Annotated in this window: 17 protein-coding genes; 8 read left to right on the forward strand and 9 right to left on the reverse strand. The window is 63.1% G+C overall.

Features of this window, described 5'->3' with window-relative positions; translation table 11 throughout:
- Positions 1-122: 122 nt before the first annotated feature.
- Positions 123-995 (reverse strand): fumarylacetoacetate hydrolase family protein, encoded by an 873-nt coding sequence (locus R6254_RS07935; RefSeq protein WP_318405789.1) that lies wholly within the window; start codon positions 993-995, stop codon positions 123-125.
- Positions 996-1,174: 179 nt separating this feature from the next.
- On the opposite strand from R6254_RS07935, the gene R6254_RS07940 reads away from it, so the two are divergent.
- Genes R6254_RS07940 through R6254_RS07950 form a run of 3 tightly spaced genes read left to right on the forward strand, consistent with a single transcriptional unit; the run spans position 1,175 to position 3,873 of the window.
- The gene (locus R6254_RS07940) at positions 1,175-2,143 is read left to right on the forward strand and encodes a tripartite tricarboxylate transporter substrate binding protein (protein ID WP_318405790.1); all 969 of its coding nucleotides are present in this window, start codon (positions 1,175-1,177) and stop codon (positions 2,141-2,143) included.
- Between the two features lie 39 nt (positions 2,144-2,182).
- Positions 2,183-3,154 carry a tripartite tricarboxylate transporter substrate binding protein gene (locus R6254_RS07945; protein WP_318405792.1) on the forward strand — a complete coding sequence of 324 codons (972 nt, stop codon included), beginning with the start codon at positions 2,183-2,185 and terminating at the stop codon, positions 3,152-3,154.
- An 11-nt stretch (positions 3,155-3,165) separates the two neighbouring features.
- On the forward strand, positions 3,166-3,873 hold the full coding sequence (locus R6254_RS07950; protein ID WP_318405794.1) for a molybdate ABC transporter substrate-binding protein: 708 nt from the start codon (positions 3,166-3,168) through the stop codon (positions 3,871-3,873).
- A gap of 31 nt (positions 3,874-3,904) precedes the next feature.
- Here the strand turns inward: R6254_RS07950 and R6254_RS07955 are convergent, their stop codons facing one another.
- From R6254_RS07955 to htpG, 3 genes are all read right to left on the reverse strand, one after another.
- Positions 3,905-5,155 (reverse strand): HipA domain-containing protein, encoded by a 1,251-nt coding sequence (locus R6254_RS07955; protein ID WP_318405795.1) that lies wholly within the window; start codon positions 5,153-5,155, stop codon positions 3,905-3,907.
- A complete protein-coding gene (locus R6254_RS07960) occupies positions 5,152-5,424 on the reverse strand; it encodes a helix-turn-helix domain-containing protein (protein WP_318405796.1) in 273 nt (90 codons plus the stop codon). The genes R6254_RS07955 and R6254_RS07960 overlap by 4 nt, the downstream gene beginning before the upstream one ends.
- Positions 5,425-5,852: 428 nt before the next feature.
- Positions 5,853-7,739: a molecular chaperone HtpG gene (gene htpG, locus R6254_RS07965; RefSeq protein ID WP_318405798.1), complete on the reverse strand. Its 1,887-nt coding sequence runs from the start codon at positions 7,737-7,739 to the stop codon at positions 5,853-5,855.
- A 265-nt stretch (positions 7,740-8,004) separates the two neighbouring features.
- Here htpG and R6254_RS07970 point away from each other — a divergent pair, with 265 nt between their 5' ends.
- Genes R6254_RS07970 through R6254_RS07990 form a run of 5 tightly spaced genes read left to right on the forward strand, consistent with a single transcriptional unit; the run spans position 8,005 to position 12,913 of the window.
- On the forward strand, positions 8,005-8,460 hold the full coding sequence (locus R6254_RS07970; protein WP_318405800.1) for a Csu type fimbrial protein: 456 nt from the start codon (positions 8,005-8,007) through the stop codon (positions 8,458-8,460).
- 19 nt (positions 8,461-8,479) lie between these two features.
- The gene (locus R6254_RS07975; protein ID WP_318405802.1) at positions 8,480-8,875 is read left to right on the forward strand and encodes a hypothetical protein; all 396 of its coding nucleotides are present in this window, start codon (positions 8,480-8,482) and stop codon (positions 8,873-8,875) included.
- Between the two features lie 2 nt (positions 8,876-8,877).
- Positions 8,878-9,594: a fimbrial biogenesis chaperone gene (locus R6254_RS07980; RefSeq protein ID WP_318405803.1), complete on the forward strand. Its 717-nt coding sequence runs from the start codon at positions 8,878-8,880 to the stop codon at positions 9,592-9,594.
- Positions 9,595-9,635: 41 nt separating this feature from the next.
- Positions 9,636-12,047, forward strand: coding sequence for a fimbria/pilus outer membrane usher protein (locus R6254_RS07985; RefSeq protein ID WP_318405805.1), 2,412 nt, complete (start codon positions 9,636-9,638; stop codon positions 12,045-12,047).
- A complete protein-coding gene (locus tag R6254_RS07990) occupies positions 12,044-12,913 on the forward strand; it encodes a spore coat protein U domain-containing protein (protein ID WP_318405807.1) in 870 nt (289 codons plus the stop codon). The genes R6254_RS07985 and R6254_RS07990 overlap by 4 nt, the downstream gene beginning before the upstream one ends.
- Here R6254_RS07990 and R6254_RS07995 read toward each other — a convergent pair.
- From R6254_RS07995 to R6254_RS08015, 5 genes are all read right to left on the reverse strand, one after another.
- Entirely contained in the window at positions 12,903-14,207 is a 1,305-nt protein-coding gene (locus R6254_RS07995) for an esterase/lipase family protein (protein ID WP_318405809.1), read from the reverse strand. The two genes, R6254_RS07990 and R6254_RS07995, sit on opposite strands and share 11 nt — an antisense overlap.
- A gap of 147 nt (positions 14,208-14,354) precedes the next feature.
- Positions 14,355-15,377 carry a Csu type fimbrial protein gene (locus R6254_RS08000; RefSeq protein ID WP_318405811.1) on the reverse strand — a complete coding sequence of 341 codons (1,023 nt, stop codon included), beginning with the start codon at positions 15,375-15,377 and terminating at the stop codon, positions 14,355-14,357.
- A 37-nt stretch (positions 15,378-15,414) separates the two neighbouring features.
- The gene (locus R6254_RS08005) at positions 15,415-17,784 is read right to left on the reverse strand and encodes a fimbria/pilus outer membrane usher protein (protein WP_318405813.1); all 2,370 of its coding nucleotides are present in this window, start codon (positions 17,782-17,784) and stop codon (positions 15,415-15,417) included.
- Between the two features lie 28 nt (positions 17,785-17,812).
- A complete protein-coding gene (locus R6254_RS08010) occupies positions 17,813-18,622 on the reverse strand; it encodes a fimbrial biogenesis chaperone (RefSeq protein ID WP_318405815.1) in 810 nt (269 codons plus the stop codon).
- An 8-nt stretch (positions 18,623-18,630) separates the two neighbouring features.
- Positions 18,631-19,143 (reverse strand): Csu type fimbrial protein, encoded by a 513-nt coding sequence (locus tag R6254_RS08015; protein ID WP_318405816.1) that lies wholly within the window; start codon positions 19,141-19,143, stop codon positions 18,631-18,633.
- Positions 19,144-19,297 lie beyond the last annotated feature (154 nt).

Raw genomic sequence — 19,297 nt, forward strand, 5'->3', positions numbered from 1 at the left:
GGCAGCCCAACAAACGCTATCAAATTAATAGCTGTTTGCGCCCGTAGATAAAGGGCTATGACCACTTTTTCAAGAAACTGCCCGCCAAGGCCAAACCATCACGCGGGTGCCCGTCAAAGTCCTCAGCGAACCGGGTTTTCCAGGCTGCCTATGCCGTCGATTTCGACCCGCACCACGTCGCCGGACTGCAGGTATTTGGGCGGCTTGAAACCAATACCCACACCGACCGGCGTGCCGGTGGCGATCACATCGCCAGGGTAAAGCGTGATGCCGGCCGACAGGGTTGCTATCAGTTTCGGAATGTCGAAAATCAGCTCGGTCGTCGAGGCGTTCTGGCGCAACTCGTTGTTGACGTAACAACGCACCTGGGTTTGGGTGCCGTCACATTCGTCGGCGCTGACCAGCCAGGGCCCCATGGGGCAGAAGGTGTCGAAGGACTTGCCCAACAGCCACTGCTTGTGGCGGCTTTGCCAGTCGCGTGCCGTCACGTCGTTGACGATGGTGTAACCCCAGACATGCGCCATCGCGTCTCTGGCAGCAATACCTTTGCCACCGCGCCCGATGATGACGGCCAACTCGGCTTCGTAATCAATGGCCGTGGAGGCGGCAGGCATCTCGATGGTGGCGCCGGGGCCAACCACCGACTCCGGCACCTTGGTGAAATAAATCGGGTCGGACGGCACATCCTCGCCGCCCTGGGCGCTGCTGTCGAAGCCGCTGCTTGCAAACTCCTTGGCGTGGGCGAAGTAGTTTTTACCGACGCAGAAAATGTTGCGGCGCGGCTTGGGCAGCGGCGCGGTGATCTGCACCTCGCTGAGCGCCACGGCGGCCAGCAGGGCCGGCAAGGCTTCGCCGCGCGCCAGCATCTCAATCACCGCCAACGCACCCGCTTCGCGCTGCGCCTCGGGCAGGTCAAAAGGCTGGACCTGCTGGAGATCGGCGCAGACCAGACCCACACAGGGCTGATCGTTCTGACGGAAGGCAACAATTCTCATGCGCAGTCTCTTGTTTCTCTGGATGTGATGCCTGGCCGACGCCAGCAGGCGCCTGAGGCACTGGCGGCTTAGGGATTGCGATGATCCCCCTGAATTCGCGCGGATGTTAGCATGCAAACCATGAAATCAGGCGCCGGGTTTAGCCTCTGTCTCCAGCCCAGCCACACAAGGACATCCACATGAAACGCAGATCCGCCCTGCTCGCCAGCTTGCTCCTGACCAGCGCCACATGGGTGGCCGCACAAGGCGCCTGGCCGGTACGCACCATCACCATGATCGTGCCCTTCCCGCCCGGCGGTCTGGCCGACCTGGTCGCGCGCCCTGTGGCCGAAGCCATGTCGCGCGAGCTGGGCCAGCCGGTGGTGATTGAAAACAAGGCCGGCGCCGGCGGCGGCATCGGCATGGCCCAGGCCGCCAAGGCCAAGGCCGACGGCTACACGGTGCTGATGGCGCTGTCTTCGCTGACCGTGATTCCCGAGGCCGACGCCGTGTTGGGCCGCGCGCCCATGTTTGCGCTGAATGACCTGCGCCCCATCGCACGTTTCACCGCCGACCCCACGGTGCTGGCTGTGCGTGCCGACGCGCCGTGGAAAACCGTGCAGCAGTTTGTGGAGGACGCCAAAAAACGCCCGGGCGTGCTCAACTACGGCTCCTCGGGCAACTACGGCACCATGCATGTGCCCATGGAAATCCTGGCGCAAAACGCCGGCATCAAGCTGACCCATGTGCCTTTCACCGGCGCCGGCCCGGCCGTGGTGGCGTTGCTGGGCGGCCAGATAGATGCCGTGTCGTCCGGCCCGGCCACCGTGTTGCAACATGTCAAAGCCGGCAAAATTCGTGTGCTGGCCCATTGGGGCACCACACAACTCGGCGCCCTGCCCGAGGCCCCCAGCCTGAAAGAGGCCGGCTACAACGCCGAATACGCGCAATGGTCAGGCCTGTTTATTCCCAAGGACACCCCCGAGCCCATCGCCCAGCGCCTGCGTGCCTCAGCCAAGGCGGCGGCGCAGGACAGCAAGGTCAAAGAGGTTATCCTGAACGCTGGCAGCCCGGTGCTGTACCAGGACTCGCCGGACTTTGAAAAGTATGTGCAAGCCGACGCCAAACGTATGGCTGGCGTCGTCAAACGCATGGGCAAAATCGAGTAAGTCGCCGGGCCGGGTGGCCCGGGTTCACCGGAGATCGGCATGGGATGCAAGATGGCTTTCACGCTGGCCTTGAGCCTGGCCGCAGCGCTTCTGGGCGGCCCCGCAGCCGCGCAGGCCTACCCCGCCAAACCGGTCAAAATCATCGTGCCCTTTGCGGCCGGCGGTCCGGCCGACAACTACGCACGTTTTATGGCGCAGCGCCTGCAGGAGGCATTGGGCCAGCCCTTTGTGGTCGACAACCGGCCCGGCGCCGGTTCGGTCATAGGCACCGACATGGCGGCCAAATCGGCGCCCGACGGCTACACCTTGTTGATGATGTCGAATGCCCACACCGTCAACGAAACCCTGATCCCGAACAAGCCTTTTCAGCTGATGCGCGACTTCGTGGCGGTGGCGCCGGTCAACTACTCGGACCTGGTGCTGGTGGCTTACCCCGGTCTGGCGGCCAACAATCTCCAGGACCTGCTGCAACAGGCCAACGCCCGGCCTGGCAAATTCAATTACGCATCCTCCGGACCCGGCACGCCGTACCACATGGCCGGTGAGTTGTTCAAAAGCATGGCCGGCGTTTACCTGGTGCATATTCCCTACCGCGGCAGCTCGGGCGCTCGCACCGACGTGATAGGCGGACAGGTCGACGTGATGTTTGATGCCGTCACCACCATGGCCGAACAAATCAAGGCCGGCAAGGTCAAGGCCCTGGCCACCACGGGCCGGGCCCGCTCCGACGTGTTGCCCGAGGTGCCGACCATGAGTGAAGCCGGCGTGCCCGGATACGAAGCCACGATCTGGTTAGGCCTGATGGCCCCGCGCGCCACCCCCAAAGCGGTCGTCGACAAACTCAACGACGCGGTATCCAAAATTTCCGGACAGGCCGAGGTCAAACAGCTCTGGGCCAAACAGGGCGCGGTGCCACTGGTCATGAGCCCCGAGATGTTTGACACATACACACGCGAAGACATCGCCAAATGGTCGCATGTGATCAAAACCGCCGGCATCAAGGCCGACTGAAAGCCACCGCCATGTCCACACTTCATTTGCTCAGCGGCGGTGCCGCCAAAGGCCTGGTCACCGCGCTGCGAGCACGTTTTCTGGCGCAAACCGGGCTGACCATCGAGGGCCACTTCGATGCGGTCGGCATCATGAAAGACCAGTTGCTGGCCGGTTCGCCTTGTGACGTGGTCATCCTGACCGACGCCCTGATCACGCAACTGACAGAGAGTTGCGACGTGACGGCCGGCAGTGCCCGTCCGCTAGGCATCGTGAAAACCGGCATCGCCGTGCGGGACGGCGCCACACCGCCGCCGCTGGCGACGGTGGCGCAACTCCGGCAGGCCTTGCTGTCGGCCACCGCCATTTATTTCCCCGACCCGGTCAAGGCCACGGCGGGTATTCATTTCATGAAGGTGATGCAGCTGCTGGGCGTTGCGGCAGATGTGGCCGGGCGTTTACGTCCGCACCCGAATGGCGCGGCCGCGATGCATGCGCTGGCGCAGTCGGAGCAACCCGGCGCGATCGGCTGCACCCAGGCCACCGAAATCATCTTTGCACCGGGCGTGCAACTGGCGGCGGCCCTGCCCCAGGAGTTTGAGCTGGCGACGGTTTACACCGCCGCCGTCAGCAGCCGGGCGGTACAGCCCCGCGCGGCCGCCACGTTGATTGAGCTGCTCACCAGCACCGAAGCCGCCGGGCTTCGCAGCGCCGGCGGCTTCGAGCCTGTGGCGGGCTAAGCTCCGCCAGTGAAAAATAAACCGATGCGCCTCAGCCGCCCGTCATCGACTGCGCATGGGAGCAATGGGTTTCAAAAACCCTGGTCATCCGCTCCAGCAGCGCCAGCTCTTGCACACTGGGCGTGGTTTGCTTGACGATGCGTTCATGCGTCTTCTTCCAAGCGGGCAGCAGTGCTTGCGTCATCTTGCGGAATCCTTTCATGGTTTCAGGCAAACGAAACCCGCAGTCCCCGCACAGCGCCTCCCACGAGGGAGCACCTACCGCGTCAAAGCTGTCCTCATCGCCGATATACAGCGCCATGCCGGTGTCTCCATAGGCGCGCACACACAGCAGGTCGTAGAACGGCGCAAGGCGAAAGCCCTTGTCATCGACAAGCACCGACAGGTTTTTGGCATGGGCATCGGCGTTACCGATGAGGTAGTTGAACATCACCCATTGCTGGAACTGCAGCAAGTCGCTGCCACGTACGGACAAGCCGCGCAGGGCCGCGACCAGCTTGGGCATGCTGACCAGACCGCCTTGGCGCTCATACTTCCAGCCGGAGCCATGGCCCAGCAACTGGCAGCCGTCGAACTGGTGTAAACCGATGATGTTGCCGGCCACGTCCATGCGGTCATAGCGAGCCACCAAATACACCGGCTCGGGCACGCGCAGAAACCACACATCGGGCACAGGCAGCTTCAGTGCGCGCGCCAGCTTCATACAAGCGTATTCGTTGATGGCACTGGGCTGGTAACGCAACTGGCGCGTGTCGGGTTTCAGGATGTGGGTGGTAGGCGAGGTGCCCACACTTTCTGACAGCTGTTTAGAACGGCTGTCAAAACGCAGCCCCATTTTTTCCTGCGCCCCGGCCAGCGACATGGTGCTCTGCTCGTTCGACAGCAGCAAGGGTTTTTGACTATGCAGGCGCTCGCTCAGCACCTCATAAGGCAAGGGCCGGTATTGCTGCAGTGGGGTGGGCTGCGCAGCTTCGGGTAGCAGGGACAACACGCCCGGCAGCTCCTTGCCCAACTGGCCCAGTAGTTCAAACGTGGAGGGGTCACGCAGCGCCAAGGCCGCGACCACGTCGTCCAGCGCCGTACCTTCGGGCAACAGGTTCTCGAAAAAGCTGCGCACCAGCGCGCCGGTGAAACGCTCACTAGTCAAAGGAAACTGCGGTGCCAGCACATAGCCGCCCGGCTGCGCCAACCACTGCGGGTCGTACTCCAAAAAATACTCACCCGCCGCATGACCAAACCAGCCCATGGGGCGCACATTCGCCCAGACGCGCAAGCGGATCATGAGGAAGGTGCCTCCGAAGGCCCGTCGCTTTGTGGATTGCTTTTTATATCGTTCTGCCAGCCGCTGAGTGTCGCTTTCAGGCCGAGCCCTTCGGTGAGTTGCAGCAGGCGCTCCAGCGAGCAACGGCCGGGATTGCTCTCGGCGTCGCGAATAAAGGACGAGCTCACGTTGCACACGGCCGCAAGCTGCTCGCGTGATAAGCCCTGAAGCTGGCGCTCCCGATTCAGACGCTGTGCCAAGGCATTCAAGGTTTTTGTGTGGAGTTGCATTTTTGCCCTTATAGGGTCAGTTTATTCCAAATACCAGTTCGATGTGCCAAATTTGCTCTTAAAAGAGCAAGCCCGCGACGGCTTCACGATAGATTCTTGCTGCGAGAAGTTGAGCTATCAAATGATTTTTTTGCTCTCACAGGAACAAAATAATCTTATATATTACAAAAATCAAATATTTGATCCTTTGAGATCAAATATTCAAAGCACCCATTTACCAACGCACATTTCACGGTGGCCATGAAATGTGCCGGAATCTTGTCCGTCGAGCCCGCGCCTCAGTGGACTTACGGCTGCAGGGTGCCGCTAGGGGCTTGCGTCCAAACCGACACAGCGCTGAAGGCGCGGTGATTGCGCGACTCACCAGCGAAAAAGCCGCCGGGCTTCGCAGCGCCGGCGGCTTCGAGCCGCTGCCGAAATAAACCGGATCAGGCTTTTTCGAGCAAGGCGTTGACACGCCGCACGTAGCTGGCCGGATCAGCCGGCAAGCCGCCCTCGGCCAGCAAGGCCTGGTCAAACAGGATGTGGGCCAGGTCGTCGAAATGCGCGCTGCCTTCCAGCTTTTTCACCAGCGGGTGCTGGGCATTGATTTCCAGGATGGGTTTGACCTCGGGCGCGGCCTGGCCAGCCTGCTTGAGCATACGGGCCAGCTGCGTGGACATGTCGCCGTCCTGCACCACCAGACAGGCCGGTGAATCGACCAGGCGTGTGGTGGCGCGCACGTCGGTGGCCTTGTCCTTCAGCGCCTCTTTCAGCTTGTCGAGCGTGGGCTTGAACTGCACCTGCGCTTCCTCGGCAGCCTTTTTCTCGTCCTCGTCCTGCAGCTTGCCCAGATCCACAGCGCCTTTGGCAACCGACTGCAGCGGCGTGTCATCAAACTCGTTCAGGTAGTTCAGTGCCCACTCGTCCACGCGGTCCGTCATGAGCAAGACTTCAATGCCCTTCTTGCGGAAAATTTCCAGCTGCGGGCTGTTCTTGGCAGCGGCCTGGGTGTCGGCCGTGATGTAGTAAATCGCGTCCTGGCCGTCCTTCATGCGCGCCTTGTAGTCGGCAAGCCCCACACTGGTGGTGTCGGTCGTCGAACTGGCAAAACGCAGCAGCTTGGCCAGGCGATCGCGATTCGCAAAGTCTTCGCCCAGGCCTTCCTTGAGCACCGCGCCAAACTCGGCGTAAAAGGTCGCAAACTTTTCCGGCTCGTTGGCGGCTAGGTCCTCGATCATGGACAACACCCGCTTGGTGCAGCCTTCACGGATGGCCTTGACGGCGCGGCTTTCCTGCAGCAGTTCGCGCGAGACGTTGAGCGGCAGGTCTGACGAATCCACCACGCCTTTGACAAAACGCAGGTAGGTGGGCAGCAAGGCCTGCGCATCGTCCATGATGAAGACACGTTTGACATAAAGCTTGATGCCCGCGGCCTTGTCGCGGTTGAACAAATCCATGGGCGCCTTGGCCGGGATGTACAGCAGCTGGGTGTATTCGGTCGCACCTTCGACACGGTTGTGGGTGGTGGCCAGCGGCGGCTCGCTGTCGTAGCTGATCTGTTTGTAGAACTCGTCGTACTGCTCGGGTGTGATGTCTTTTTTGGCACGTGTCCACAAGGCCGCCGCCTGGTTCACGGTTTCCCATTCGTCGCTGGTGACCATCTCGCCGGGCTGGTCGTTCTCGCCCTCTTTCCAGGCTTCCTTTTTCATCAGGATGGGCAGCGAGATGTGGTCGGAATATTTGCTGATGATGCTTTTCAGCTTCCAGGTGTTGAGGTACTCGGCAGCATCGTCCTTCAGGTGCAGGATCACGCTGGAGCCGCGCTCGGCGCGGTCAATTGTTTCCACTTCAAAGTCACCCGTACCGGCACTGGTCCAGCGCACACCGTCAGCGGCTGGCAGACCAGCGCGGCGGCTTTCGACCACAATTTTGTCGGCCACGATGAAGCCCGAATAAAAACCAACACCAAACTGGCCAATCAGCTGCGCGTCGTTTTTCTGGTCGCCCGAGAGTTTGGACATGAAATCGCGCGTGCCGCTTTTGGCAATCGTGCCCAGGTGGTCGATGGCCTCCTGCTGCGACAGGCCAATGCCGTTGTCGCTGATGGTCAAGGTCTTCGCCGCCTTGTCGAAGCTCACACGCACTTCCAGGTTCGGTACCTCCTCGTACAACGCCGCATTGTTCAGCCCTTCAAAACGCAGCTTGTCGCAGGCGTCAGACGCGTTGGAGATCAGCTCGCGCAGAAAAATATCAGGGTTGGAATACAGCGAGTGGGTGACCAGGTTCAGCAGCTGGGCCACTTCGGCTTGAAAGGACAGGGTTTGTTTTTGCATGCTCAGACTCAATACGTTTCTAAATTGTTACAAACTCAGGCTTATCGCCCAAGAAATTAATGGCGCCGACCGTGTTTACAAAAGTTACAAATGACTTGTTTTTAAAAGAATGGGGGGAACCACAACAATATCAACGCCTTGGTGTGACAAATTCCCCGATTTCCGATGTCATTACGAATACAAATGGCTTCATATTTGAAATACCTAGTTACAGTTGACTCACATTCAAGTTGGTCTTGTTGTTCGTTTTAACTGGAGAACCGTCATGAAAAAGCTTATTTTAGTAACCGCCCTGGGTTTTGCCAGCATTCTGTCCGCACCAGCCCAAGCGGCAACGGCTACCGGCAACTTCGACGTGAACATCAACCTGACCAGCGCCTGCGTCTACGCCAAGACCTCCGACGTGCAGTTCAACTACACCTCGTTCCAGGCCGCAGCACAGGTTCAAACGACCGCCGGCGGGTTCACCGTGAAATGCACCAACCTGCTGCCCTACACCATGGCCCTCGACAGTGCCGGCAGCTACACCGACGCCGCCGTCAATCTGGCTTACACCCTGGCCCTGAGCGCGGCAGGTGGCACCGGCAACGGCGCGGCCCAGACTTACTCGGTCACGGGTTCCATGGCGGCCAACCAGTCAGGCAATTGCGCCACCACCGGTGGCGCCTGCAACAACTCGGCCTCCGCCAACAAGCAACGCACGCTGACGATCACCTACTAAGCGCCGGAGCGCGTCCGTCATGCGCCACTTTGTTGTCACCGCCACCATGGTCCTGGGCTTGTGCGCCCCGGCCATGGCCAGGGCTGGGGCAGCAACGGGCGCACTGTCTGTGAATATTTCACTGACCGGCAACACCAGCATCTGCACCAGCCAGACCCTGGGCCAGGCCACCAACGCCTTCGTGCAGATTGTCTGCGGTACCGGTCAGTTCGTCAGCATCGAGGCCAACCCGGCCAAGCCCTTTCTGGGCGTGCACGGCGGGGCCTATCGCTACAGTTTCGGCCCCGGATTGCCCTGGCCGACAGATGGCGGTGCCGGCATCAGCCCCTACATTGGCGCGGGCACCGTGACCTCGATGAAGATACTCAATATCAATGGCTGGATGGAACCGATCGAGCTGCTGGTAAGCTTTTGAGTATGAACACTCCAAAACTACTGGCGGCGGTACTCGCCGCGCTGGTCGCCGCGCCTGCCCTGGCAGGCGTTTTTTCGGTCAGCCCGGTACGTATCTACATGACGCCGCGCGACCGCGCCGTGGCAGTCACGTTGACCAATGAAGGTGACACACCGGTGGCGCTGCAGGCCGACATCAACAGCTGGGCCCAGAAGCCCGACGGCACCGACGAGTTGGTGCTGACCGATGACCTGATCCTGTCGCCTCCCATCATCAAGCTGGCGCCCAACGCCCGCCAGGTGGTCCGGCTGGCGCTGCTCAAGCCGGCCGATGCGAGCCGCCAACTGACCTACCGACTGATCATCCGTGAAGTGCCCGAAGCGACGGCCGGCAAGGGCAACGCCATCGACGTGCCCATTGCCTTGGCCTTGTCCATGCCGGTCTTCATTACCCCCCCCGTGGCCAAACGCAATGTGAGTTGCACGCTGCAGCGCAAGGACGCGCAAACCGCCGAGGCCGTGTGTGCCAACAGCGGCACGGCCTACGCCCAGGTGCGCGGCGCCTCGCTGAAGCGTGGTGACCAGCTACTGGGCAATTTCGAAGGCGGCGTGTACGTCTTGCCCGGCGCGAGCAAGACCTTGGCCATCAAAGGCCAAGCGGCGTTACCCGCCGGGATCGTAGAACTCAGCGTGACGTTTGACGACGGACAAACCACGTCTTCCAGCGTCACCCTGCCGTAACGCCTGTGCGGGCGGCGTCAGCCTTCCCGTCCTAGCTCACGATGCAGCTCCTGTTCACCCTCCCCAGGTTCACCACCCTGCTTTCGGCCGGCCTGCTGTCGGGTGCTGGCGCGCTGCAGGCGCAGACCGCCGCAAGCCCCGCCGATGCGCCGTCTGCCGCCAGTGCAGAACGCAAGAGTCAAGACCGCCTGATGCCGCTGGATATCAGCGTGAACGGAGCACCCACCGGCAGCTGGGTGCTGCTGGAGCGCGACGGGGTGCTGTATGCGCCGCTGGAGGCAATTGAGGAATGGCGCGTCTCGGTGCGTCCCACCGCGCCATCACTCACGTTTCGCGGGCAGACCTATTTACCGCTGGTGGCCATCCCCGGTTTCGAGTCCCGCATCAATCTGGCCAACCAATCGCTGGAGCTGATTTTTTCACCGGCCGCATTTTCGGCGACCCGGCTGGCCAGCGACGCCGCCAGCCGGCCAGCACTCTCGCCAGCCCTGCCGGCCGCTTTCCTCAACTACGACCTGAGCTACAACGCCAGCACGCAGCGGTCCGCAGCGTCCACCCGCGAACTCGGCGCCCTGTTGGAGCTGGGTGCGTCCGGCGATTGGGGGGTGCTGACCTCCAGCCACGTGGGACGCAACCTGACCAGCGTCGACCCGGTTGCGCCACGCAGCATGCGGCGCCTGGAGACCACCTACAGCCGCAACTTTCTGGACTCGGGCACCAGCCTGCGTCTGGGCGACAGCACCACCCGCAGCGGCCTGTGGGGACGGCCCGTGTATTTCGGCGGCTTGCAGTTGTCGCGCAACTTCGGCCTCACGCCCGGCTTCGTCAGCCAGCCGCTGCCCAGCATCAAGGGTGTGTCCAGTGCGCCCAGCACCGTGGAGCTCTACATCAACGATGCCTTGCGCCAGACATCGCAAGTACCCACCGGGCCCTTTGCCATCGACAATTTCCCCCTGCTCACGGGTGCGGGACAAGCCCGCGTGGTGGTGCGCGACGTGCTGGGGCGCGAAACCGTGCTGGTGCAGCCTTTTTTCACCAACGCCAACCTGCTGGAGAAAGGCCTGACCGACTGGAGCGCCGAACTCGGGGCGGTGCGCCTTGATCTGGGCACGGAGAACGCCAACTACGGTCAGCGTTTTGCTTCGGGCCTGCTGCGCCATGGCGTCAGCCAGACGCTGACCCTGGAGGGCCGAACCGAGATGGGCGCGAACACCCAGAGCCTGGGCGGTGGCCTGACCTATGCGCTGCCATTCCAGTCGCTCGGTCAATTGGCATTGGCCGCCAGCCGGGACAAAAATGCCGGCGCCGGCTCGGAGTGGATGCTGGGCCTGGAAAACAGCCAGTTGCGCCACGGTTACGCGGTCCGCTGGCAGGGCGCGAGCCGCAGCTTCAGGCAGCTGGCACTGGATGGCACGACCCTGCCCTACAAGCGCCAGATAGCCGCCAACTACAGCTATACCAGCGAAGGTTTTGGTTCGCTAGGCCTGGGCTTCGCCAGGATAGAAACCTATGACCGCGGCCCCATCAGCACCTTGAGCGCCAACTACTCACTGCGGCTGGGCAAGCGCGCCAGCTTGACCCTGTCCGCCACCCACGTGCGCGCCGGTGTTGTAGGCGGCAGCAACGGCAGCGCGATAGGCGCGAGCCTGATGATCCCGCTGGACGGACAGGTCGTGCTCGCCGCCAACGTCAATCACAGGGACAACAAAACCGACGCCTATGCGAGCGCCAGCCGAGGCCTGACGTCCGAAACCGGTGCAGGCTGGCGCACGCTCGCGGGCACGCGCAATGGCGACGGGTTCAGCGAAGGCGGACTGTACTACCAGGGCAGCCAGGGCCTGGTCACGGCCGACATCTCGGCCTCCAGCACCCAGCAAACCATGCGCCTGGGTGCCCAGGGCGGCTTGGTGCTGGCCGATGGCCAGGCTTTTGTCTCGCGCCGGGTGCAGGAGAGCTTTGCGGTCGTCGAGGTGCCGGGTTACGCCGATGTGAGCGTAGGCTTCCAGGGCAGCCGGCTCACGCGCACCAACGCCCAGGGCGTGGCCTTGTTGACGGGCCTGCAACCCTATCAGCGCAACAACGTGCGGCTGGATCCGAGCGAGCTGCCGATCAGCGCCGAAATCGACAGCATCGAACTGGTCGCGGTGCCAGCCCTGCGCAGCGCCGTCAAGATCAAGTTTCCGGTACGCAGTGGCCGTGCCGCCCTCATCAAGCTGGTGTTCGATGACGGCGAGCCGGCGCCCGCCGGCGCGGAAATCGTGTTGCCGGGCGACACCCGGGAGTTCTTTGTGGCACGCCGCGGCGAGACTTTTGTGACCGGACTGCAGGCCAGCAACACGCTACGCCTCACCTGGAATGGCGCCAGCTGCGCCGTGACCGTCACCTTGCCGGAAGGCCAGCGTGACGACATCGCCCGGGTCGGGCCCTTGACCTGTTCAGGAGTCAAACGATGACACGATTCACCATGAAAACGCTGCCCATCCTGGCCCTGTTGTTGGGGAGCGCGGCATCACACGCCACCATCACCTGCAACATCTTCGCCACCGGTGTCACCGGCATCTACGATCGGTCGTCCAACCTCGATCTGACCGGCTCGATCTCGGTCAATTGCACGCGGGCAGCCGGCGACCCGACCAGCCAGGTGCTTTACATCGGCATCGACCAGGGCGAGGACCCGTCCGGGCGCGACATGACGCGTCAGACCGGGACCGATCTGCTGCGCTACTTCATTTACCGCAATCCCGGGCCGGCCAACCAGTGGACCACCGCCGCCGGAAAAGCCCCTGGGAGTGGACAGAACGGTGGCCTGCAGTTCACCCTGAATTTCGGCGCTGGCACCTCGGCCAGCGTGAGCTACCCCTACTACTTTCGCGTCAGATCAGGCATCACGCGACCGGCCGGCATCTACGACGATGTATTGATCACTGCCTTTTTGCGCACCAGTTCGTCAAGTGGACCGCTCATTGCAAACGTCGACTTCACGGCCAACGCGAGCATTTTGTCGCAGTGTTACCTGAGTTCCCTGCCCTTGCCGCTGACGCTCAATTACACGTCGTTTTCACCCAGCCCGCAGACCGGTGCCACTTCGTTTGGCGTCAGCTGCACCTTGTCGACCCCCTACACGATGGCACTGGACGCCACCAGCGGGACACTGCTGGGCCTGAACTACACACTGGCCTTGAGCAGCAGCGCAGGCACCGGCACCGGCTTCGGCCAGACCTACAACGTGACGGGCACCATCCCCGCCAACCAGGTCGGCACCTGCACACTCGGCTCCTGTTCAGGCTCGCAAGCGCGCACGGTGACCATCACTTACTGAGCCAGCCCACCAATTGCCGCGTCACCTCGGGCCGGCTCAGCAGTTCCATGTGGTTCATGCCCTGCGCCACCCACTGCTTGTCCGGCGCAAAGGCCAGGCGGTGTTGCACGTCGTCGTGCTGGCCCAGCGCGCTGGGCACGGGCACCAGACCGTCGCCTATCCATTGATCCTTGAGGTCGCCGGCCTGGTCTGACAGGCTTGCCGCCACCGTGAAGCAGGCGACATCTTCGGGCAGGGGCAAGGGTTCGCGGGTATCGGGCGCACGTTCAAAGCGGTCGGTGTCCTGCCAGCTCGACGCCAGCACATAACCGTAGCGCAAGTCGGTGATGCCGCTGCTTCTGATCTGGCCGATTTTGGCAAACGGCCGGGTCACGGCGCTGCTGCCCAGCAGCGTGTCAACCCAGCTTCCCAGGCTTTCCAGCGGCGCGCCGTGGTGCGGTGTGCCCAGGAACACGAGATGTCTCAAGCCTTTTCGCCACCGATGCTCAGCCTGTTCGCCGTGCTGGCAGGCGCTGCGCGCCACCAGCCCGCCCATGCTGTGGGTCAGCAGTGTCAACTCTTGTACCGGCAGAGGCCAGGCCTGCCAGAGCTGCTCCAGCAACGCGGCCAACTGCTGGCCATTGTCCGAGGTGTGCAGCCCCGTGTTGTAGTGCAGGTAAACCGTGGTGTAGCCCAGCGCGCGTGCCAGTGCTTCGCCGTGGTCGTGGGCACCGGCCGGGTGGTCCGAACGCCACTGCAGATCGTTCATGCACAAACCATGCACCAGGACCAGCAGCTTGGTCGTGGCCGCGGGCAGGTCTTGCGCCAGCGCGGTTTTTTCCATCGGCAACGAGCGTCCTTGATGGCGCACGCTCATGCGAATGGCCAGCGGATTGGCCGTGTCCCGCAACTGGTCGCCCAACACGCCGTTGAGGGCCGACAACACGGCCTCCCGTTGCGGCGACGAGGCTTGCGGCCCGACCCTGGGCACAACGTGTGACAACACCGTATCCACGGCGCCACCCACCAGACGCGTCACCCCTTTGACACTGCCGTAGACCAGCCCGGTGATGCCGTTTTTCTTGACGCCCGAACTGCCCGCGGCAGGATCGACAAACTTCTGACCGGCGGCGCCAAACGGTGCGGCGACCGCCTTGTAGACATGGCCCTGCACTTGCTCGGCCAGCTCGGCCACACCCAAGGTGCCCTGCGTGGCCAGCTGCGCCAGGCCCTGGATGTCTGACAGGTGCAGGTAGCTGGGCCACTTGCCCATCGGGTGAGACGGTGCCGGGGGCGGAGGGGGTGTGGTGCGCATGCCGCCATTGTGCGGCGAGAAGGGAGACCTGCGCCCGTCAGAAGCCAGGCATCCCGACTTTCATATTTTTATAAGGAAAATGTGCCTGCAGCCCAATTCGAACGGGCGTAATCAGCTATCAATTCAATAGCGATTGAAAAACACCGGTTAATAGGTGAGGGTCACGGTGACCGTGTCCGTGTACGACCCGGAAGGCGCGGAGGCCTGGGCCGGGACACGGCCATAAACGGTTTGCGACACCGGGCTGCCTTCGCCCTGCCCGCTGCCATTGGCGGTGTCCGTGCCGGGGGTGTTGCCCCAGCGCTGGCTGCGCGCACCGTCGCGGTACAACTCGTAGATGACGTAGTTGCCGGTCGCATTGCGCATGCGCCGCACGATGCCGCTGGGGTTGCTGCCGTTGTTCAGCCCCAGGCGCCAGTTGGTCCCCGTGGGACAACGCACCATGATGGTGGAGGTCTGGTCGCGGTTGCTCGTCAAGGCACCGGCGTTGCCGAAGTCGAGGTCGGTCGCCAGGGTGATGCGGCAGCTGTTGTCCACATTCGCCGTTACCCCCTGGTAGAAAGTGGTGCTGTCGGCGCCGCCACTGCCGCTGGTGCAGTCCGGCGGCGTGCCACTGTTGCTCCAGGCCCAGTACAAGGTCGCACCGTTAATCTGGGACTGGAAGCCGTGGGTGGCAGGCAGGCTTTGGCCGGCCGGCACGCGGGCGTAAATGGTGGCCGTGTTTTGCACCTTCACATAACCGGCCGGCGCCAGAGCCGTGAAGCTGTAGACCGGAAACCCGCCGCCGGTGGGCGGCGGGCCTATCACCCGGGTCCGGGCCGCGTCGGAATACAGGTCGTAGCGCATTGCGGCGCCGTTGTAGTTGGTCATGCGCCGCGGGTTGATGCCGGACAGCGGGCTGCCCTCGGGGATGTACATGCAGACCCGGAAATACGTCGTACTGGCGTTGGACTGGCAGGTGTAGACCAGGTTGTTGAAGGTGTCGGTGTTGGCATCCGGGCTGGTGGTGCCAAAACTGATGTCATCGACCTTGCCGACGAAACAACTTTGCGCCGCCGCAGGCGCCGACACCAAGCCCAGCATCAAGCCACCCAACAGCACAGCCAGCAGGCGCCGCACCAAACGCAGCAAGACCACAGGCGACAAAGAAGTTGGAGCAGCAACGTGCATGGTCAGTCTTTCATTAAGAAGCATGGGGCGGCCGACGTCATTGGCACCTTAGCACGCCGATGTCCACCAGCCCGCTGGCCTGAGTCGGCAACGGCAAGACCGCACGGCAGGACCCCTCGGGCAGTTGCACACGCAGGGTCGCATCCGGCGCGGGGTCTTCCAGGTACACCAGCCCGTCATGACCGACAACCGTTGTGCTGGGCACGTTGGCAGCGGAAGGCTTCGACGCGACGGCAGGCGCCTCCAGCCAGACCGGGCTGCCCGCAGGCAACCACTGGCCCTGGGCATCGCGCAAACTCAGCTCCACGGCCAGAATGCGGCGCATCGCAAATGTCGCCAATAGACCGCTGCGGCTGTCGGGCACGGCCTCGAGCGCAGCGCGGTCTATGTGCATGTCCACCGGCAGCCGCAAGGTGTCTATGCTCAGGCGGTTGTGCTGGTAGGCGTTGAGCTGGGTCACAAACAGCATCCCGCGGGCATCGGTCTCACCGACCAGGCGGTTCTCCAGGCGCACCGGCACCCCGGCCACGCCGTTGGTCGAGACCAGCGCAAAAGCGTCGTCGACGCGGCGCGAGGCGTAAGCCTGCCCCTGCACCAACACCAGGCCGCCGCTGGCACTGCCGAACACGGTCTGGGCCGAGGAGGCAGCGCCTTGTCCACCGAACTGGCTCAGGCCCGCACTCCATTGCCCGTAACGCCCCAGCTGGCTGACTTGCGCCTGGGCATTGCTGCTGTCCCCCGCGCCGGCCTGAACACGCCAGCCCCAGCCGCCCTGGTCCCCCGGGGGCGAACGCGAGGCGTCAAACACCAGGTTCTGCGAATTGCCGCTGGAGCGAGCTGTCGCCGAAACAGAAACGCGGCGCTCCAGCGGCATGGACCATGACAGGTAAACGCTGGAGGCGGCCGGGTTGTCCAGATTCCGGTTGACATTGAAACTCAGCATGGCGTTGCCGGGCATCTGGTAGGACCAGCTCAGGCCCGCATAACGCACGGGCGACGAATTGAAATATTGCTGACGAATAAAGTTGAGGCCCAGTTGCCCGCCCAAACCACCGAAATTGTTCAAGCCCAGGTAGGCCGAGTCGCTGCCGCGCGCCAGCAACTCGTTGGGCTGGCTGGCGACGTCGCGAAAGCCGACATCGCGGCGCAAGGTGCTCAAGGCGGCCGTCAGGCGGCGCGAGTTCCACTGGTAGCCCAGGCCCCACTGCGCGCCTTTTTGATCAATGCCCTCCATGTTGTTCTGGCTCATGGCCAGGGAGGCATTCACAACGCCGGCCTGCTGGCCCAGCAGCCAGAGGCCGCCCACACCGGCCTGCCAGGCGCCCGGCCCGGCCTCGGCATGGGCTTCCAAGGTGGTGCGTGCGCTCCAGCCATAACGCGCACTGCCGCTGGCCATCGGGTCACCATAGGCAAACGACTTCAGGCCGTAGTCGCGCCGCACGCTGCCCAGGTCCACCGACCAGTCGGTCAGGCCGGCCGCCAGCAATTGCGGCGCGCCATAAAGATCAAAACTCACTTCCCGGCGCTGGCCGTTGATGTCGGTGATCACCATTTGCGCCTGGCCGCTGCCGCCCAGCGAAGGCACGCCGTTGAGCTGGAACTGGCCGGGCTGGACCTGCTGGCTGGACTGCTTCAAGCCGTTGACAAACAGGTCCACCGTCGAGGGCAACACGGCGGCCCCCTGGAACGAAGCCAGCGGCGTGGTGATGCGGTAGGGCTGCAACGCAAACTTGCGCGACAGGCGCACGCCCCCCAGGCGTGTGGCGCGCGACCACGACAAGGCGCCGCTGGTCAGGTCACCCACGGTCAGCGACAACATCTGGTCGGGAAATTCCTGCTGCCAGGAGGTGTCCAGCCGCACCACGTCGCTGCTGGACGGGCCGCCCTGCGTGCTGGTGCTGCGGCTGATCAGGGTGTTGCTCCAGACCCCGGGACCGATACCAAACAAACGTGTTTCGCTAAAACCGCTGAGCACCTGCTGGCCACCGCCCTGCTGGGCGTAGAGGTCGTAGTTCAGCACCAGGCCAGGCACCCGGCTGGCCGGGTCCACCAGGGCGCGCGACTCCTGCACGGGGCCGATCCGGGTCACCGGCCGGTCCAGCAAATCCAGCGCGGCCGTCATGATCAGGCGCTGCTGCGCGGCATCGTAGAGCACCTCCAGCCCGGGCAGCTGGTTCAGGGCCACCAGGCCGCTAGCACCGGCACTACCTGACCACTTCAGGCCCAGCTCGCGCAGGGTGGCGGCGCTGGCGGACAGCGCCCCGCGCTGGCGCGCAAAACGCGCGAGCCGGCCCATGGCGACACCGTTCAGCGTCACATCCAGGTAAAGTTCCTGCGCCTCGGCATCCTCCAGCGCCAGCTCGGTGGCCGGCGGGACGTCCGGGCCGGAAACGGGCTGGGCAGCCACGGCGCCCCACCCGAAGACAGCGGCGAGACTAGAGGCGAGCAGGGGCCAGTGGCAAGACTTGCTCTTCCAGGTCGGCATTAAATTTTGCTTTGAAGGTACCGTCGGCCGGCAGGTTCAGCGGCCACTGCATACGCTGGCCAGCAAGCACATAACCGAGCAAGCCGGGCACCAGCGAGGTCCGCCGGCCCTGCTTGTCGACATGGACCAACTGGCTGATCTTGACCCGCTGCGTGCCCTTGTTGATGACGGTCAAGAGCGGCGCGGGCGGGCCGCTTTGCAGGCTGGTCGACAGGGCTGAGATATCGCTGGGTTTGCCGGTAACCGGCACGGGCTCCACTACGGACACAAACACCGGTACCGAATAACGCAGCAGGAACTGCAGACCGGCGGGCGCAGTGCCGCCCGGGCCGGCCACGCCGGAGGAAGGCAACTCGTCCACGATCAGGCGATAACTTTCCTCACGCGCCGGCACCCCGCCCTGCGGTCGGATGATACGAATCATCTGTTTTTCGCCGGGCGGAATCTCCACCACTGGCGGGCTGGCCAGCAGTGCACGCGTGGGGCTGAGCTGGTCGCCCTCTGACGTTTGGGTCCACTGCTGCACGCGCACCTGCGCGCGCAGGGGTTGCGTGCCGGTGTTGCTCAGCCACATGCTTTGAGCCTGCTCCTTGGGCGCAAACTCCAGCAAGATAGGCGAGACCTGCAGGCTGGCGGCAGACGCAGTCGCAGCCTGGCCCAGCAGGACGGTCAGCCCCAGCAAGAGAACGAGGCCATGCCAGGTGACCCAACGCCAAGGCGCCGGCCCGCCCGGCCGGGCGCTTTGGCAGAGATCGCTCACGGGATCAATCAGTACGTGACGGTAGCGGTGATGGTGTCTTCGTAACTGCCGGCGGCAGAATTGACCGACGTCACACGGCCGTACACCGGAAGTGCCACCGAAGCACCCGTGCCGGTGCCGGCCACCGTGCTGGTGCCAATCGTATTGCCCCAGAACGTGGTGCGGCCAGCATTCTGGTACAGCTCGTAAGGCACGTAAGTGGTCGTTGCGCCCAGCTTCATGCGGCGGTTGCCGGCCACAGGTGTATTGGCAGTTCCCAACGCATTCACGCCACCATTCAAGCCAATGGTGTAAGGCGTGCCGGCAGAACAATTGACGTTCAGCGCGCCTGCCGCATCAAAGGCAACGGCTGTCGTTACCCGGCCCTGGGAACCGAAGTCAACGTCGGTAGGTGCGGTGGTGCTGATGGTGCAGGACTCGGTGATGACCAGTTTGACCTTGAAGGTCGTGGTGTCCGACGCCGCTTGGGCCGCGCCCAAAGTGCCCAAGACGGCCAAAGCCAGGAGGCCAGACCGAAGCAAGGGAGTGTTTCTATTTTTTACTTGTACGCGCATGCTTGACTCAAAAGATAGGTGGAAAGACTTAATTCTAAGGGTTTCCACCATATAACACACTGCTTGTTACAAACAGTCTTTTAAAGCTGTGATTTACCGCACAAAAAACCAACAGGTCATT

The organism is Polaromonas potterensis (assembly GCF_033446725.1).
Taxonomy (GTDB): Bacteria; Pseudomonadota; Gammaproteobacteria; order Burkholderiales; family Burkholderiaceae_C; genus Polaromonas.

Bases quoted from the DNA above. Each gene is read 5' to 3' on its own strand.
- R6254_RS07970 (WP_318405800.1), top strand. From the start codon at position 8,005: ATGAAAAAGCTTATTTTAGTAACCGCCCTGGGTTTTGCCAGCATTCTG.
- R6254_RS07940 (WP_318405790.1), top strand. From the start codon at position 1,175: ATGAAACGCAGATCCGCCCTGCTCGCCAGCTTGCTCCTGACCAGCGCC.
- R6254_RS07955 (WP_318405795.1), bottom strand. From the start codon at position 5,155: ATGATCCGCTTGCGCGTCTGGGCGAATGTGCGCCCCATGGGCTGGTTT.
- R6254_RS07975 (WP_318405802.1), top strand. From the start codon at position 8,480: ATGCGCCACTTTGTTGTCACCGCCACCATGGTCCTGGGCTTGTGCGCC.
- R6254_RS07950 (WP_318405794.1), top strand. From the start codon at position 3,166: ATGTCCACACTTCATTTGCTCAGCGGCGGTGCCGCCAAAGGCCTGGTC.
- R6254_RS07985 (WP_318405805.1), top strand. From the start codon at position 9,636: ATGCAGCTCCTGTTCACCCTCCCCAGGTTCACCACCCTGCTTTCGGCC.
- R6254_RS07995 (WP_318405809.1), bottom strand. From the start codon at position 14,207: ATGCGCACCACACCCCCTCCGCCCCCGGCACCGTCTCACCCGATGGGC.
- R6254_RS07980 (WP_318405803.1), top strand. From the start codon at position 8,878: ATGAACACTCCAAAACTACTGGCGGCGGTACTCGCCGCGCTGGTCGCC.
- R6254_RS07960 (WP_318405796.1), bottom strand. From the start codon at position 5,424: ATGCAACTCCACACAAAAACCTTGAATGCCTTGGCACAGCGTCTGAAT.
- R6254_RS07990 (WP_318405807.1), top strand. From the start codon at position 12,044: ATGACACGATTCACCATGAAAACGCTGCCCATCCTGGCCCTGTTGTTG.
- htpG (WP_318405798.1), bottom strand. From the start codon at position 7,739: ATGCAAAAACAAACCCTGTCCTTTCAAGCCGAAGTGGCCCAGCTGCTG.
- R6254_RS07945 (WP_318405792.1), top strand. From the start codon at position 2,183: ATGGGATGCAAGATGGCTTTCACGCTGGCCTTGAGCCTGGCCGCAGCG.
- R6254_RS07935 (WP_318405789.1), bottom strand. From the start codon at position 995: ATGAGAATTGTTGCCTTCCGTCAGAACGATCAGCCCTGTGTGGGTCTG.
- R6254_RS08000 (WP_318405811.1), bottom strand. From the start codon at position 15,377: ATGCACGTTGCTGCTCCAACTTCTTTGTCGCCTGTGGTCTTGCTGCGT.